Annotated in this window: 12 protein-coding genes; 5 read left to right on the top strand and 7 right to left on the bottom strand. The window is 52.3% G+C overall.

Translation table 11 applies throughout. The annotated features are described in order from the left end of the window. Positions 1-35 precede the first annotated feature (35 nt). The 3 genes from hemF to hemG all read left to right on the top strand — a co-directional run bounded on the left by hemF (position 36) and on the right by hemG (position 3,842). Positions 36-965: an oxygen-dependent coproporphyrinogen oxidase gene (hemF, locus tag QEH53_RS06970; RefSeq protein ID WP_345785705.1), complete on the top strand. Its 930-nt coding sequence runs from the start codon at positions 36-38 to the stop codon at positions 963-965. A 42-nt stretch (positions 966-1,007) separates the two neighbouring features. Further along, on the top strand, positions 1,008-2,036 hold the full coding sequence (hemE, locus tag QEH53_RS06975) for a uroporphyrinogen decarboxylase (protein ID WP_309022430.1): 1,029 nt from the start codon (positions 1,008-1,010) through the stop codon (positions 2,034-2,036). 447 nt (positions 2,037-2,483) lie between these two features. Further along, on the top strand, positions 2,484-3,842 hold the full coding sequence (gene hemG / locus QEH53_RS06980; protein ID WP_309022431.1) for a protoporphyrinogen oxidase: 1,359 nt from the start codon (positions 2,484-2,486) through the stop codon (positions 3,840-3,842). Between the two features lie 81 nt (positions 3,843-3,923). Here hemG and QEH53_RS06985 read toward each other — a convergent pair whose 3' ends face one another. Genes QEH53_RS06985 through QEH53_RS06995 form a run of 3 tightly spaced genes read right to left on the bottom strand, consistent with a single transcriptional unit; the run spans position 3,924 to position 7,786 of the window. After that, complete coding sequence (locus QEH53_RS06985; protein ID WP_309022432.1) at positions 3,924-4,598, bottom strand: response regulator transcription factor; 675 nt, start codon at positions 4,596-4,598, stop codon at positions 3,924-3,926. Beyond that, positions 4,591-6,321 carry a HAMP domain-containing sensor histidine kinase gene (locus QEH53_RS06990; protein WP_309022433.1) on the bottom strand — a complete coding sequence of 577 codons (1,731 nt, stop codon included), beginning with the start codon at positions 6,319-6,321 and terminating at the stop codon, positions 4,591-4,593. The genes QEH53_RS06985 and QEH53_RS06990 overlap by 8 nt, the downstream gene beginning before the upstream one ends. Beyond that, on the bottom strand, positions 6,314-7,786 hold the full coding sequence (locus tag QEH53_RS06995) for a hypothetical protein (protein WP_309022434.1): 1,473 nt from the start codon (positions 7,784-7,786) through the stop codon (positions 6,314-6,316). The genes QEH53_RS06990 and QEH53_RS06995 overlap by 8 nt, the downstream gene beginning before the upstream one ends. Before the next feature lie 136 nt (positions 7,787-7,922). Between QEH53_RS06995 and rsmG the strand changes: the two genes are divergently transcribed. Then, entirely contained in the window at positions 7,923-8,561 is a 639-nt protein-coding gene (gene rsmG, locus QEH53_RS07000; protein WP_309022435.1) for a 16S rRNA (guanine(527)-N(7))-methyltransferase RsmG, read from the top strand. Between the two features lie 65 nt (positions 8,562-8,626). Continuing rightward, positions 8,627-11,080 carry an SNF2-related protein gene (locus tag QEH53_RS07005; RefSeq protein ID WP_309022436.1) on the top strand — a complete coding sequence of 818 codons (2,454 nt, stop codon included), beginning with the start codon at positions 8,627-8,629 and terminating at the stop codon, positions 11,078-11,080. Here the strand turns inward: QEH53_RS07005 and QEH53_RS07010 are convergent. From QEH53_RS07010 to QEH53_RS07025, 4 genes are all read right to left on the bottom strand, one after another. Beyond that, the gene (locus tag QEH53_RS07010) at positions 11,072-11,788 is read right to left on the bottom strand and encodes a class I SAM-dependent methyltransferase (RefSeq protein WP_309022437.1); all 717 of its coding nucleotides are present in this window, start codon (positions 11,786-11,788) and stop codon (positions 11,072-11,074) included. The two genes, QEH53_RS07005 and QEH53_RS07010, sit on opposite strands and share 9 nt — an antisense overlap. Before the next feature lie 8 nt (positions 11,789-11,796). Then, positions 11,797-13,485, bottom strand: a complete 1,689-nt coding sequence (gene ilvB, locus QEH53_RS07015) for an acetolactate synthase large subunit (RefSeq protein WP_309022438.1) — start codon at positions 13,483-13,485, stop codon at positions 11,797-11,799. Between the two features lie 324 nt (positions 13,486-13,809). Then, positions 13,810-14,709, bottom strand: coding sequence for a hypothetical protein (locus tag QEH53_RS07020; RefSeq protein WP_309022440.1), 900 nt, complete (start codon positions 14,707-14,709; stop codon positions 13,810-13,812). 36 nt (positions 14,710-14,745) lie between these two features. Further along, positions 14,746-15,948: an aminopeptidase gene (locus tag QEH53_RS07025; RefSeq protein ID WP_309022441.1), complete on the bottom strand. Its 1,203-nt coding sequence runs from the start codon at positions 15,946-15,948 to the stop codon at positions 14,746-14,748. Between the last annotated feature and the right edge of the window lie 10 nt (positions 15,949-15,958).

Below are 15,958 nucleotides of genomic sequence, written 5' to 3' on the forward strand. Positions count from 1 at the left end.
CAAATTACTAGCCCTCACGCTCTTTCCCACTACACATGTGCCGCGTGGAACGAGACAAACTCGAACAAGCCAAAACCTTCCTCCTCGACTACCAGTCGCGTCTTTGCAGTCGGCTGGAGACCCTAGAAACATCAGATTCGACCTTCCTGAGCGACTCTTGGGAACGCGAAGAAGGTGGAGGCGGAACCTCAAAAGTCCTCGAAGGAGGCCAAACATTTGAAAAGGCAGGCGTTAATTTCTCCCATGTCAGGGGTGAAAACCTCCCACCTACCGCCACCGCCAGCCGTCCCCAGCTCGCCGGTCGCCCCTTTCACGCAACTGGCGTATCCATCGTCGTTCATCCGCGCAACCCTTACGTTCCAACCTCCCACGCAAACGTGCGCTTCTTTATCGCACCCGCTCAAAACGAGGGTGAAAAGGACATCTGGTGGGTCGGCGGCGGTTTCGACCTCACGCCCTACTACGGCTTCGAGGAAGACTGCACCTCTTGGCATCAGCACGCCATGCAAGCGTGCGCCCCTTTCGGCGAGCACCTTTATCCAAAATTCAAGAAATGGTGCGACGAATACTTTTTCCTCAAGCACCGCAACGAGCCACGTGGCATTGGCGGACTCTTTTTCGACGACTTCGACGAAGGCGGTTTCGACAACTCACTCGGACTGATTCAATGCGTCGCCGAACGTTTCATGGAAGCCTACGCAGAGATCGTGACACTCAGGCTTAACACTCCCTACTCCGAGCGTGAAAGGAAATTCCAACTGTATCGACGCGGCAGATACGTAGAATTTAATCTAGTCTGGGACCGAGGCACTCATTTTGGTTTGCAAAGCAACGGGCGAACCGAGTCCATCCTGATGTCTCTCCCTCCCGTCGTCGAATGGCGATACGACTACCATCCTGAACCCGGTAGCCCCGAAGCCGAACTCTACGAAAAATATCTCAAACCTACGGACTGGCTCAGATAAATTAGCCGCTACCTGAAAATTTACCCATCTCTTTTTCGATTAATGAACTCCCGCGAACGATTCATCGCCGCCCTCAACTGCCAACCACTCGACCGCCCTCCTATCTGGGTCATGCGCCAAGCCGGTCGCTACCTCCCCGAGTACCGAGCTCTAAAAGAAAAGTTTAGCTTCCTCGAGCTTGCCCAGACACCTGAACTCGCGCTTGAGGTTACCATGCAGCCACTACGACGCTTTCCCCTCGACGCTGCTATTCTCTTTTCTGACATTCTCGTCATCCCCGAAGCCATGGGCCAAGGCTATCACTTCCGAGAGCAAGGTGGCATCGGGATGGACTACACTCTAGAGAATCGCGACCAGATCGAAAAACTCACCTCAAGCTCCATAGAGGAAAAGCTCAGTTACGTGGCAGATGCGCTGAAGCTGATCAGCGCGGAGCTCGACGGATCTAAAATGCTCCTTGGATTCGGCGGCTCGCCTTGGACTCTCGCCACCTACATGCTCGAAGGAGGCAGCTCGAAGGACTTCGCCAAGGTGAAGGCGCTCTTCTATCAAGACCGACCGACCTTCGAACTTTTGATGGAGAAAATCTCCGACGCTCTTATTGCTTATTTTCGTATGCAAAAGGCTGCCGGAGCAGATGCTATCCAGATATTCGACTCCTGGGGCGGGATCATTTCGGGTGAGGACTATGAAGCGGCATCCCTAAAGTGGATACGCAAAATTGTCGATGCCGTCAGAGACGAAGTGCCAATGATAATCTACGCAAAGGGGACCACGCCGCAGTTAGCACGACAAGCTGCTTGCGACCCGAAAGCGATCTCCGTAGATTGGACCATTCCAATCGAAGAAGCAGCTGCACGCATACCTTCCCACATCGCAATACAAGGAAATTTAGATCCCGTGCTGCTCGACACGAAACCCGAGATCGTGCGTGCTAACGCTACACGGATTCTCCAAGCGATGAAGGATCGCCCCGGACACATATTCAACCTAGGCCATGGAATCCACCCCACTGCTCGTATCGAGAATATGGAGACTCTTGTCGATACCGTTACGAGCTGGAATCAGTAGTTATCAGAAAGAGTGACAGACTTACGTTTCATACCGGAGCTAAACTCTCTATATATCAGGCTAGAGGGACCCATAATAGTAGAGAGATTTCCCGAAATCTACGATTCAGTACTTTCGGACAACTGCTTTGAACCAGGCGTCAATCTTATCTGGAATGCGAGCCAAGCCTCGATCGAACAGATAACGATCAAAGACTTGAAGTCGGTTTTCGATCACGTTAAAAAAACCGAAACTTTGAGAGGAAGAAGTCAGTCTGCTTGGATTTTCCGTAGAGGCAAAAGCTATGAATCCGCGTGCCTGTTCAAGGCTGCCTTTGGATCTCGGATCGCAATTCAATACGAAATATTCAGCAACATGGGCGAAGCACAGGATTGGATCGCAAAGGGCGAGCTCCTCAAGCAGCTTAACCCTAAAATAATCTAAGCGGCCGACCCGATTAAATCTACTATGCAAGACGCTATCATATTGGGAGGTGGCATAAGCGGACTCACCACGGCCTACCTCGCCCAGCAAAGAGGATCAGATATTTCAGTCGTCGAAAAGTCCACTCACGCAGGCGGCCCGATAAGATCTAGTAGCGAAGATGGATACCTCTACGAAAAGGGCCCTAACTCGCTCCTTTTACCCGATCCTTGGGTCGAATCTTTCATTGAAGAACTGGGGCTTTCGGACCAACTCCAAGAGACCAACCCCATTGCTGACAAACGCTACATCGTCAAGCGCGGCCGTCCCGTCGCAGTGCCCTCCTCCCCTCTACAAACAATATTTACACCGCTGTTCTCCCTGAGAGGAAAATTGGGATTTTTGCTCGAACCTTTCCGAGAAAAGATATCCGAGAGAGACGCTCGCACGGAAACAGTCGCGAGCTTCGTCCAACGACGCATGGGGAAGGACTTCTTGGACTACGCCATAGATCCCTTCGTCAGCGGCGTGTATGCAGGCGACCCTCACCAGCTCATTCTTAAGCACGCGTTTCCACTCATGCGCGGATTCGAGCGTGACGGAGGCTCCATCATTCGCGGCGCCATAAAACACAAGAAGAAACAAAAGCGTGAAGGTACCGCCTACAAGAAACGCTCGATCAGTTTCAAGGAGGGTCTTGGCATTCTACCGAAGACTATCGCTCGCAAACTCGGTAACCGACTCTGGCTTAACTCCGAAGTCGTGGCCGTCGATCGAATCGACGATACGTGGCAAGTCACTTGGAAACGCGACGGCGAAAATTTCAAAGGCTTAGCAAAGAAGTTGATCGTCTGTCTCCCTTCCCACGCGATCAAACGAATCGCATGGAGTAAAGCAATTGCTGATCCCCTCGAAGCCTCGCCGAAGCTGACCTATCCTCCGGTGCACAGCCTTGCCCTCGGATTTCGCAGGGATCAAATTCAACATTCCCTCGATGGATTTGGAGTACTTGTGCCCAGTCAAGAAACGCCGACTATTCTTGGAGCTCTTTTCAGCTCATCGCTCTACGAAGGTCGCGCACCCGAGGAGCATTGCTTACTCACTGTCATGGTCGGCGGCGTACGTCATCCTGAATTAGCCGCCCTCGTACCCGACAAGCTTCTCGAAATCGCCTTGCACGATCTTCGCCCCTTAATCGGACTCGAAGGCGAGCCAACTTTCTATCGCTGCAGTTCCTGGCCGCACGCAATTCCCCAATACACAAAGGAATTTGGTCCATGGAAAGAAACGCTTCGCGGACTTGAGGAGGAGTTTCCAGGACTGCACTTCGGCGGCAACTGCATAGACGGTATTGCAATGGGAGCCTCTATTCTAAGCGGAAAGAGACTCGCTGATCTGCTCTGACAAGACCAGTAAGAATTCATTGGAATCCGATGTATTGAACGACTGGTCACGCAAACCCCGAAATCAAACGAAAGCCGACTACTAGGACTCGAACCGATAGCCCACGTCTCGAATTGTCAAAATATGCTTCGGGCTCGATGGATTCAGTTCCACCTTAGAGCGCAAGGTAGTCACACACCGGTCCACGCTCCTTTGAGTGACGAGTACGCTACTTCCCCAAACCGTATTCATTATACCCTGACGGGTGAGAGCTTTCCCTTCATTCGTAACCAAGTATTCAAGCAACTGATACTCCTTGCGAGTCAGTTTAACCGGTTCACCCCCTCGAGACAAACCCATCGAATCTCGGTCTAATCGAAAAACTCCAAATTCATAGATACGCTCGTCAATTGATCTATGGCGTCTCAAGAAGGCTTTTACTCGGGCCATCAACTCGCGCACCGAAAAGGGCTTCACCACATAGTCGTCAGCACCTGACTCTAGGCCGCGTACGATATCCCGCTCCTGCCCCTTCGCGGTCAGCATGATGATCGGCATGTCACAACCTTCCTTTCGAGCCGCATCACAGATGGAGAAGCCATCCAACCCCGGCAGCATCACGTCGAGCAGCACCAAATCAGGGCCCTTCTCGAGCAGCAAATCCAAACCTTCGTCACCATCCGCTGAATACAATATTTCATAACCCTCGCACGAAAAATTGTCCCTCAACCCCCTAGCTAGCGCTTCATCGTCTTCAACTATCAATATCTTAGGCATATGGTATCCTTACTCTAAACGTGCTTCCCTTACCGACTTCGCTTTCCAATTCGATCTTTCCACCGTGCTTGGAAACGACGAAGTCCACGATACTCAGCCCTAAACCAACACTACCTGAGTGAACAGAGGCATTTCGATCGAGCTGGAAAAACTTCCTAAAGATGCGTTTCTGATCCCTCTTTCCGATGCCCGGGCCAAAATCCTGCACCTCGAAATCTGCCCCGTGGGCAGATCGTTTCGCTCTTAAGATGATACGACGATCCTTGCCTCCATATTTGAAGGCGTTCTCCAACAAGTTACCTAGCACCGTTGCCAAGGCATCCATATCTCCCGCGATATCCGGCACCTTTTCACTGCGTCGGACCTCAAGCTCGAAACGCTGTCCCTTAAAACGCTCCCGAAATGCTTCCTCTGCAGATACAAGCACTTCCGTAACAGGTGTTCTCGAAATGTCGAAACTCCCCTTCGACCGCTCCATACGCGAGAAAGACAAGAAATTATCAATCAAGCGACCCAGTCGTTGGTTCTCACGCGAAATCAGTTCGATATACTCTTGAGTATTCACTTTTTCGCGGCGCGTCTCGTCCATCAATGTATCCACCAGCAGGCGTATAGAGGAAACAGGCGTTTTCAATTCATGGGTGACGGTCGCGACAAGGTTATCCTTCAACTGCGTCACACTAGCCTGACGTCGTACAGAAAAAACGATAACCGCTCCCGACAAGACCGATAGTCCCAATACGATACCGCCGATCCAAATATATAACACCGCTTTACCGCTAGCCACATCCGAAAACTCTGCTCCCATCTGCGGCTGCAGATATAGGAAATCTAACGGCGCCCTCAAACGGTAAGACCCTTCAACTTCACCGCCATCGAGCCCTAAGGTAAATCGATTGTTATGCAGCGATTCTAGATTCTGGCTAGCTCTCACCAATGATTCATTAGGGAAAATTAGGACTTCGTCCTCGCTCGCGGCTACCGAATAGAAGAAACCATCACCTCGACCTAGTCCGGACGGCGGCGGCCAACTACTAGTGTTTCGCACAAACTCCAACCAACGATCCACAAGCTGTTCAGCTTCTGCTAGTCTCTGAATTTCGGAAGACGAACTGACCTCGGCGTATCGACGAAGGACATACCGCAGCTGACGATTCGGAGAGCCTTCAGACATCTCGCGTAGGATAAGGGCATCAACCGCCTCGAGAAAACTATCCGCAATTTCGCCTCCCTTTTTGATGCGAGAAATCCCTAACTCGACCAGAACCAAATCTAGAGACCGCCCACCTATTAAACGCATCTGGTCAAAGTCAGTAGCAACAATCAGTTCTGCTAGTTTGTCCTGCGCTTCCTTGTCTGTAAGCCTAGATACACGTTCCCTAATTTCAGCGACTTTCTCTTTCGCTTCCTTAGCGTCTTCCATTGCGACCTTTTCGTCAGTTTGGTTCCACGAGTAGCGAACCCCGTTGTTCTGCGGGCTGGGCACCATCCCGAGGGCCGTCAAACGAACTAAATCAGCAGTATCTATCAGACTTTGCTCTTTCGCTTCTTCTACAAGCTGACGTACCAGGGCGTTTTCGCTTTCCACGGTTTTCTGAACCAACCAAATGACGCAAAAAACAGGACTGAAGATTCCGATTCCTAACAACAAATAAGTCACCCAAGCCGAAGCTTGGATGACACTTGGCTTCGCATTACCAGTACGGCCAAACATTCTATGCATTCGTATTCAGACTCATGACGATCTTTTCGAAAATCGGTAGCATGTCTTCCTTATCGCTCTTCGCGATCACAGCCTGGAAAAAGTAGTGTTTCTCCTCACCGAGAAAAATGTAGACGTAAACATCGTCCGCATTTTCGCTACTGTCCTTGGCATCGAAGACATAAGACTGACCTTGCTTTCCATCCACTGAGAGAGCGCGAACGAGCCTAGCTTCCGACTCTACATTCTTGAACTGCCGAGAAATCTGCTTCGACATCTCCTCTACTAAGCCTTCTAGCGAAATAGGATCCTCGCGACGCCAATCGCTATTCAATTCGGAGGCTGCCATGTACTTACCTCGCACCATCGGTTCTGCTAACCAAACGATTTGGTCGCTCGCATCGCTACGGTTCTCTTGGCGGATTGCCGACCAAGACGCTGGATATTCCACCTCAAAACCATGCTCCTCGTTTTCATAGGTGCTGAAGCCGTCCAAATCGACCGTCTCAACCTTCGTCAATCGGCCCTCTACGCCACCGGCTCGATAAAGAACAGGAATTCTCCGCTCGTCAGTGGTGATCACAACCGTCTGCTTTTGCACATGCATGTCGATTTCGACCTCGTAGCATTCGATCCGGCCGATCGCAGTATCCACCTCCTCGATTTTTACTATCTCAAATGATATGTCGATGGGCATTCCCGAGAAGGAAACGAAGATCTTCTTTGTCATCCGGTAGCCAAGCTCGATCGGCATCTGCCGCATCAACTCCGCTGCCTGCTCATTGTCGTAAGCCCTTTCATTAAACTCGAATTCTCGACTCGCGCCGGATTTCGAATACTCAACTTTCACCGACAAGCCATCCTCCCCATACCACGCGCGGCAGTTCCCCATCTCGTCAAAGTACATCCACCCATAGGCCGTATTGAAAGTATCCTTGTCGAACTCCACCGCCGTCGCCCGATTTCCGTTTAACAAATAACGCGTTTCCTTCCTCCAAAGTTGACGCCCTTCCCAATCGTAACTGTAGATCGTGGCGAAGCTGTGCCCAACCACGTTTCCAGTAGGGAGAACCCAATCATAATAAAGTCGCTCGCCGTCTTCCCAAGGAGTGATTTCAGGGACAAACTCCTGCGGAAGCAATGCCGTCGCCTCAGTGACCCAAAGCTCCTCATCTGGGTACTTTTTCACCAAGTCGGATAGCAGGGACATGGCGAGCGCCTGCTTGCCTTGCTCGATGTACACGACCGCCAAACGATAGCTTGCTTCCGCAGCGATCGAGTCGATTAGTGAGCTTTCCTCCAATATCCCGCGAAACGCCTGCTCCGCCTCCGGTAAACGAGCTTCTCCCTCGTGCAAATAGATCGCTCGTTCGAGAGCGTCTGACAACGAAATCGAAGGGGCAGCCTCCTGGGCGAAAAGCGCATTGGCAAAAATGCAAAATCCCGCAGCAGCCCCCGTCAGTCTAAACATATGGGTTGTTTTCATAAGGCCCGTATCCTAACCGCTCTGTGTTACCTGCATGTTACCAACAAGTAACCGATTCATCCTTTTCCGATCAACCCAAGACCTTCGCTTTTGTTTCGCCACCGCTGCCAAACCCATTTTCCTTGGCCAACTTCATATGAATTTCGACCTCTCCATCGTCTCTCAGCACTTTCCTGAGTTTACTTCCGAACAAATCGCCCAGTTCGAAACCTACGCCTCCGCCATCGCGGAATGGAATGAGAAGATTAACCTCATCTCGCGCGCCGATGTGGAAAACCTCCCAAAGCGGCATATCCTCCACTCCCTCGCCATCGCAAAAGTCATGCCGTTTCAACCCAACACCACCGTCATCGACGTCGGCACCGGTGGCGGCTTCCCCGGCGTTCCCCTCGCCATCGCTTTCCCAGAAACCCGCTTCCTCCTAGTCGACTCCATCGGCAAGAAGATCAAAGTCGTGCAGGACTGCCTCGATCGCCTTGGATTAGAGAACGCGGTCGCCATTCAATGCCGAGTCGAAGAAGTCGATCGCCAAGTCGATTTCATCGTAGCACGCGCCGTCACCCAACTACCAAAGTTCATGGGCTGGATTCGCAAAAAGGTAAAACGCTCCAGCCTCAATGCCCTGCCCAACGGCGTGCTCTATCTTAAAGGCGGCGACCTCACCGAGGAACTCTCTTCGATCAAAGAAAAGCCAAAGCCGTATTCCATCCGAGACTTCTTCGACTACGACGAATTCGACCAGAAATACGTCATCCACGTCCCTGTAAAACGCTAGAGCCCTCACTTTGGGAACGCGCGATTCACGCCATTCCTACCGCCTTTTTCCCTATCCGCCTTCAAATGCGACTCCGCATCATCCTTCCGCCCAACATCGAGACGGCCGCCCCTCGCGACGCCATTCCCACCAAACTCGAAATCACCCTCCCGAATGGGAACAATGTCCGTCCGGAAACCCTCACTCCCGACAAGCTAGGCGAACTAGACGAAGCAGGCCGCGTCGCCGCCTTTTCCCTCTTCCAATGGTGCGGCGGAAAACTTTCTTCATTTCTTCAGCTCGATCGCGAGAAGCTCTCCACCCTCGTCTCCACATTATCAGGACAAGCCGATTTCTACTGGGCCAACAACCCTAAAGAGCCCATCGGCTGGAACGGCTCTGAACTCATCGGAGTCACCGAGCACCTCAAGCATGAGGAGGCCGAGAAGCCTGACGAAGACAGCGGCCTAAAATCGGAATCTTTGCAGCCTGAGCCAGAGCTCGACCAGAAACCGTTTCTCTTCGACGGTGCCCCCCTGACCGTCGATGGCTCCACACACTACCTCGCTATTTCGCTGCCTTCTCGCGAACACCCCTATTACGAGGAAATTCGAGAACTCTTACAAACCTACCGGTTCAAGCTCGAACCCGGCAACCGCAAGTGGTGGCTACGCGACCGTCACTTAACCCTCAATTTCCTTGGCGAATACTGGACCGACCTCGAAGAAAAATACCAAGCGGAGTTCACCTCCAATTTCGAGAAGCGCGTCGGAGCTATGCCAGAGGCAAAAATCAAAACCGAAGTCGTCGAGGAACGGAACGGCTATAACCTCACCGTATCCATTTCGGCAGGACACGCATCCCAGCAGGATATCAGTCAAAGCCTCAACACCGGGAAGCACTACATCGAGTCCGGAGAAAAGGTCTTTCTCATAAAGCGTTCTCGACTCGATTCGCTAAACTCAGTGCAAAAGCAACTTACCGGTGACTTCAATGCACCGCTCCTGCACAACGGCAGCTATAAGATCCCCTACTCCCGCAGCCTAGAGATCGAGGAGCCTCTCTCTGAGCTCAATCCAAACTTCAAGCCGCCTTCCACGTGGCGCACGCGCAGCGAAGCCCTCAAGCACCTCGACAAACTTGCGGCTCCTCAGCTCTCAGCATCCCTCGCATCTATCCTTCGTCCGTATCAGAAAACCGGGGTCGCCTGGCTCAACCACCTTTTCCAAAATAAACTCGGAGGAATCCTCGCCGACGAGATGGGCCTCGGCAAAACCCTGCAGGCCCTTGCACTTCTCAGTGCCCTCAAAGACCGCTCATCGTCTGAACCCTCGCTTATTGTCTGCCCGGCCTCGCTTGTCGAAAACTGGCGCCGCGAAGCTGCCAAGTTTACCCCCGATCTCAAAGTATTCGTCAATCAAGGTACCACCCGTATCAAGTCCCCAGTTGAAGCGGCTGCATACGACCTGATTATCACCTCCTATGGCACCCTTATCCGCGACAAGAAACGCTTCGCCGACGTCAATTTCCGCTGTGTCATCGCCGACGAGGCGCAGCACATAAAAAATCGACGCACCCAGAACGCCAAGGCACTCACCGCCCTACAAACAGACGGCCGTATCCTCCTTACGGGTACGCCGATCGAGAACAGTATCCAAGATCTCATGTCGCTTCTGGACTTCATAATGCCGGGCGGCTGGAAACCCATACCCACCGGAGCCCGCGGAGACGAGCGCCGCTGGCACGAACGCCGCATTCTCGACCAAGCGGCCCCCTATATACTTCGTCGTACCAAGGACAAGGTCGCCACCGAGCTTCCCGAAAAGATCGAGCAAGTGCTCTTTATGGAAATGACGCCTGCTCAAAAGAAGACTTACGAAGCGGCTCGCCAACACGCGGAAGCGGAGATCTCACAACTAGAAAAAAACGGTGCAAGCGAAGGAGCTATGCGCATGAAAACGCTTACCCAACTGCTGCGCCTTCGCCAAACCTGTTGCGATCCCCGTTTGCTCGACGACAAACTCGAAGCTGCGGCCTCCTCCAAGCTCAACTCCTTTCTCGAACTTCTCGAAGAATCCATGGATGGGGGACACCGTATCCTTGTCTTCTCCCAGTTCGTATCCCTTCTCTCGATACTCAAGGAAGAGCTCGATTCGCAAAACATTCCTTACTGCTATATCGACGGCTCCACTCGTAATCGCATGGCCGAGGTTGACCGATTCAACGATTCCGACGACATCCCAATCTTCCTCATCTCGCTCAAAGCCGGCGGCACCGGCCTCAACCTCACCGCCGCCGACACCGTCGTACACTTCGACCCTTGGTGGAACCCGGCAGCCGAAGCCCAAGCCACCGACCGCGCCCACCGTATCGGACAGACCAAGGTCGTCACCAGCTACAAACTCATCGTGAGCGACTCCGTCGAGGAAAAGGTCCTCCAACTCCAGAACCAAAAACGCAAGCTCCTCGCCGACGTCTTCGAAGCCAGCGAAGCTGCAAACGCGAAGATCAGTCTTCAGGACTTGAAAGAACTAATCTAAACAAGCGCCGCGTTTACGGCAGAGGTACTCGACCAGGACACCATCTTTCACTTCCTCTAGCTCAACCGAAAACCCACTTCGTTCGAGCAAACCGAGCATCACCCAGCTGTAGGTAGAAAACTCCTCGCGAAAGTGCCCAATCGCATCATCCCGCAAGAATTCGCCACCACGCTCGTCTTGCCTACCGATAAACACGTTCACACATCCAATCGCTTCCTCGTCTGGCATCACTACATCTCGCAGAAACAAAACGCCCTCGTGCTTCAAGCTTCGCCAGATCCTGGACAGTGCCACTCCTTTCCAAAAATCCGGCAAGTGGTGCAGAGAGAAACTGCTCGTCACCACATCTAGGCTTTCATCCGGTACTTCAAAATCGAGGTATCCCGCATAAGCGAAATCAAGGTTCACCAAGTTCGCACCACGCCTTTTCTCGTTCGCCCGCTTCAGCATCTCCGGGGAAACATCGATGCCTAGCACAGAGTTGCTAACCTTTGCCGAAGCCAACGCAAATTCTCCCGTTCCGCATCCAATATCTAAAACGGAAGAGTCCGAACAGAGATTCAGCATTGCGATCAAAGTCGCGTTTTCCGTCTCAACATCTCGAAATTGAGCATGTGACGAATCGTAGTCTTCAACCTCCTTCGGCTGGGAATAGTCCTTCCCGACCTGCTGGTACTCATTGTATTTCCAATTCTGATACGCGTTCATGTATTCTCCTAGATCGCAACTTCTTGCTCGATTTGCTCGTGTATCGCTTCGGAGTTCGCTCCACCAGGCGGAACCATCGGGAATACCTTATGGGTAACATCGATGGGAACGTTTATCAAAACCGTGCCCTCAGCGTTCAAGGCTTCCTGCAACATCGCTCCAGGGTCCTCGGTCTTCGCCAAATCGTAGGCACCAACACCGAACCCGCGGGCAATCATACAAAAGTCGAGGTGGCTGCTGAAGTTAGAAGCGAAGATGTTTTTCCCATAAAACAATGTCTGCTGCTGGTGCACCAAACCCAAGGAATTGTTGTTACATAAAACAATTTTCAAGTTCGCGCCCTCTTCGGCAGCTGTCGCCAACTCTTGGATATTCATCATCAAGCTACCATCACCCGAAAAGCAAACGATTGTCTGTTCCGGAGCCTCTAAAGCTGCTCCTATGGCAGCGGGCAAACCAAATCCCATAGTTCCTAGTCCGCCGGAGGTTAACCAACGACGGGGCTGTTCGAATTTGAACGCCTGCGCTGCACGCATCTGATGTTGGCCAACATCTGTCGTAACGATCGTATCCTTCGGGCAGATACGCTGCGTTTCCTGAATAATTCCATAGGCTGAAGTCGAAGAGGTGGGATCCGGCATTTCCATCGGAAAATCGCGCTTCAACTCCGCTATTCTTTCCATCCAACTTTCCCGCCGAGACTGGCGAGTCGCAGGAATCAATTCCTGCAAGGCTGCGTTCAAGTCCGCTTGAATACCGATGTGGGCAGTCTTAATTTTATGCAACTCGGCATCGTCGATATCGATGTGAACGATCTTCGCGTTTGGACAAAACTGAGCAACTTTTCCGGTAGCGCGATCGTCGAAGCGTGCGCCGAGAGCAATCAAGAGGTCACACTCTTCCAAAGCCTTGTTCGTAAAACGAGCGGCATGCATGCCGAGCATCCCGATGGACTGAGGGTGGCTCGCCGGAAAGGCTCCCAAGCCCATCAGTGTAGTAGTAACCGGAGCATGGATACGCTCCGCGAATTCGCGGGCTTTATTCTCCGCTCCACCATGGATGGCGCCCCCGCCTAAATAGATGATAGGGCGTGACGCTTCGTCGATCATACGGGCGGCCGATTCGATGTCGGCAGGAGCGATGAAAGATTCCAATTCACGCCGTCCCGGCTCCGGCCATTGTTCAACTAGGATGCGTTCCATCTGTACGTCCTTCGGAATATCGATCAAAATCGGTCCCGGCCGGCCAGAGGTGGCTACTCGAAAGGCGTCTGGAATGATTTCGAGCAATTCCGACGCTGATTGAACAAAGTAACTGTGTTTGGTCACGGGAAGGCTAAGCCCGAACGTATCTATCTCTTGGAAGGCATCCGTACCAATCAACGCCTTTGGAACCTGCCCCGTTATGCAAATGACTGGGATCGAATCCAATTTCGCGTCGGCAAGGGCAGTAATCGTATTGGTCGCTCCCGGTCCAGAAGTTGCGAAAAAGACTGCTGCATCGCCCGTAACTCTCGCCTGGCCGTGGGCGATGAAACCAGCGCCCTGCTCGTGGCGAGCCAGGATGTGCCGGATGGATTCGCTCCGTGATAAAGCATCGTACATCGGGAGATTCGCTCCGCCCGGGATACCTGCGATTCTTTGAATGCCCTGTCTTTCGAGCAACTTTATGAGGATTTCTGCGCCTGTGTAGTTCATTTTCGGATTCAGTTAATTTGAGGGTTTGATCACCGACTGTTTCCGACGAAGGCATCCAAAAACGAACAACCCCGCCGGTTTTGCGCCGGCGGGGTTGTTTCGTTAAAAGCTCTTTGCTTCGTTCAACCTCTCGCTGACGCGGTCCATCCGACCACGACCACCACGACCACGTTCACTAGGACGAGGTTGAAAAGGCTGATTGGCTTGATTGCGGATGCGTTCATTGCAAGAGGTTGTCTCGAATTCATCGGACAAGTCCGACGAAGATTGAAGGAAAAAGAGTTGCAGATTGGGCGATGTCAAGCCCGATCCTAGACACTCCACTCATTGCTTCATCTCCTTCTTTTCCCCATCGCTCATCTCTACCATCTCGAGGTCACCCATGGAAATAGTACCCTTGGTGTCTCCTTTCACCTTGGCGATGTCGTCCATTTGCACTCCGATAACACCGGCGATAGCTTCGTTCATCGACTCAAACGCAGTCTCGAAACCGACTCCGATCGCCCGCGTGTTATAGCGTACCCTCCAGACTTGCTTGAGCTCCTTCTCATTGATCAGGTGTTGATAGTCGAACGCATTCAGGATGACAAAATATCGCTCTTCCTCCAATGCTTCCCAAAGATCTTCGTCCGGGGTAAACCCAAAGAGGTTTCGGCTGCGCAATTTTCCCTGTAACCCGAGCAGAGCCATGTTTTTCGAGCGCTGTGAACTGCTATTCGGACCGAGACTCATGCCTCCCCCAGTGTCGATCGGAGCAGCAGTTTGCGAAGCTGCCATCGCTGCACCGGCCGAAGTAGGGTTCACACCACCTCCCTGTTGTTCTGCGGCCTCTCCACCCGTCAAATCGTCAGAGCCAGTGATACCCTGCAACTCCCCCCAATCGGGGTCTAACGAGGTTCTTCCCCAAGAAACCATTATCAGTAAATCCCCTTGGTAGCGATCCTGTTCGGGGTACATGTTTCTAATGCTTAGCGTCTCCGCCAAGGAATCAAACAGGTCTTCGAATTGCGTTGTTTCCAAGCCCCTGTCCCGAGTCGAACCGCCGTGGTATTTACCTTTGATGACGTGGTAGGTCTGGTACTCTAGCTTCTCAGCCTTCGCCATATAATACGCGTCCGCCTCCGCGTTGACGAGGATATTGAAGCGCTTCGCTGAAGCCACGGTAACTACAGCCAACAGTCCAACTACAATGAGCAAACGATACCGTTGAGCAGCGAAAAACATCGGGGGGGGGTAGGAGTAGATGAGGTAAGGAAAGGACTAGATGGTAAATTGCCCGTCCCTGTAGATCACAGCGTGGGTACCATCTTTAAGGTAAGCTGTGACCGTTCGATTGGAAGTTGCAACAATATCAGTATGTACCACGGAGTTGTTGTACCCCATGTCTGCCCATTGCCCTTCGGAAACACTGGAAGGATCTCCCGTGTAGGAGTCTCGGTAGGCGGAGCCGACAGCGATGTGAGTGTTACCATACTCACCTCCAACGTTCTCGTCGTAGAGCGTTTCTCCCATGAACTTGGTGATACGTGAAAACCTGCGATCCGTTAGCGAAAATTCACCCACCTTGTCAGCGTTTTCGACTGCGATCATTTCCTGTAGGAGTTTTTCACCCTTGGTGGCAGTCGCCTTGACGACGAGCCCGTCTTTGAATTCCAAATACGCATTTTCGATCAGGGCGCCATAGCGGTAAAGAGGCTCCGTAAATTGGATACGTCCTTCCGTACCGCGCCAATCAGGCGAAACAAAAAGCTCAAAGCTTGGAATGTTGCGACCCGAGCCGCCTAGCCATTTACGATGATCGCCCAGCTTGACCCATAGGTCCGTATTTTCCGCCTCGACGTGAAGCTTCTCGATGGCCAACGCATCTAGCTTGTCTTTGTAAGAGTACAGCTCTTCGTAGAGCTCCTTCCACTTATCGGCCGGCTTTTCTTCACGCAGGTAACAAGCCTCGATGATTTGTTCCCAGTACTCTTCCAAGCTCATGCCAACTTCGTCAGCCATTTGCTGCGTGCCCCACATCGCGAGGGTCCAAGTGTAATTGCCAGCAGACTCCTTGGCTCGACGCCAGTCCATGTAAGGCTTCAAGGCTTTTTGAGCGGTCATGATCTTTTTTGAATCAATACCGTCCAGCTCCTTTTTGTTTGTCTCGGCAAGGATGGCCACAGTGTGGTCGATCTGGTCGACCGTTCCCTTGTGAAACTTCTCGGCAAAGAAACTGAGCTGCTCGTCGTTGGCTAACTCGAAGAATTCGCGAGCCATGTCATCCGGCGTGAAAAAGACCAAGGGATGCGCACCGGCTTTCAATACGGCTCGCCGCAAGGCCAGGAGGAAGGGCTTAGCCACTTCCGGAACGCGCAACTGTACCACTTCGCCAGGCTTCACCCCTTCCCCGCTGTTCAGGGCGAAGTTAATCATAACATCGGCGTATTTCTCTAGTATCTCATCAGAAGGCTGAAAACTCATATGACCAAAG

The sequence above is a fragment of the Pelagicoccus sp. SDUM812002 genome (genome assembly GCF_031127835.1).
Classification (GTDB): Bacteria; Verrucomicrobiota; Verrucomicrobiia; order Opitutales; family Opitutaceae; genus Pelagicoccus.

Coding starts and splice junctions, on each gene's coding strand:
- hemF (WP_345785705.1), top strand. CDS start 36: ATGTGCCGCGTGGAACGAGACAAACTCGAACAAGCCAAAACCTTCCTC.
- hemE (WP_309022430.1), top strand. CDS start 1,008: ATGAACTCCCGCGAACGATTCATCGCCGCCCTCAACTGCCAACCACTC.
- hemG (WP_309022431.1), top strand. CDS start 2,484: ATGCAAGACGCTATCATATTGGGAGGTGGCATAAGCGGACTCACCACG.
- QEH53_RS06985 (WP_309022432.1), bottom strand. CDS start 4,598: ATGCCTAAGATATTGATAGTTGAAGACGATGAAGCGCTAGCTAGGGGG.
- QEH53_RS06990 (WP_309022433.1), bottom strand. CDS start 6,321: ATGCATAGAATGTTTGGCCGTACTGGTAATGCGAAGCCAAGTGTCATC.
- QEH53_RS06995 (WP_309022434.1), bottom strand. CDS start 7,786: ATGAAAACAACCCATATGTTTAGACTGACGGGGGCTGCTGCGGGATTT.
- rsmG (WP_309022435.1), top strand. CDS start 7,923: ATGAATTTCGACCTCTCCATCGTCTCTCAGCACTTTCCTGAGTTTACT.
- QEH53_RS07005 (WP_309022436.1), top strand. CDS start 8,627: ATGCGACTCCGCATCATCCTTCCGCCCAACATCGAGACGGCCGCCCCT.
- QEH53_RS07010 (WP_309022437.1), bottom strand. CDS start 11,788: ATGAACGCGTATCAGAATTGGAAATACAATGAGTACCAGCAGGTCGGG.
- ilvB (WP_309022438.1), bottom strand. CDS start 13,485: ATGAACTACACAGGCGCAGAAATCCTCATAAAGTTGCTCGAAAGACAG.
- QEH53_RS07020 (WP_309022440.1), bottom strand. CDS start 14,709: ATGTTTTTCGCTGCTCAACGGTATCGTTTGCTCATTGTAGTTGGACTG.
- QEH53_RS07025 (WP_309022441.1), bottom strand. CDS start 15,948: ATGAGTTTTCAGCCTTCTGATGAGATACTAGAGAAATACGCCGATGTT.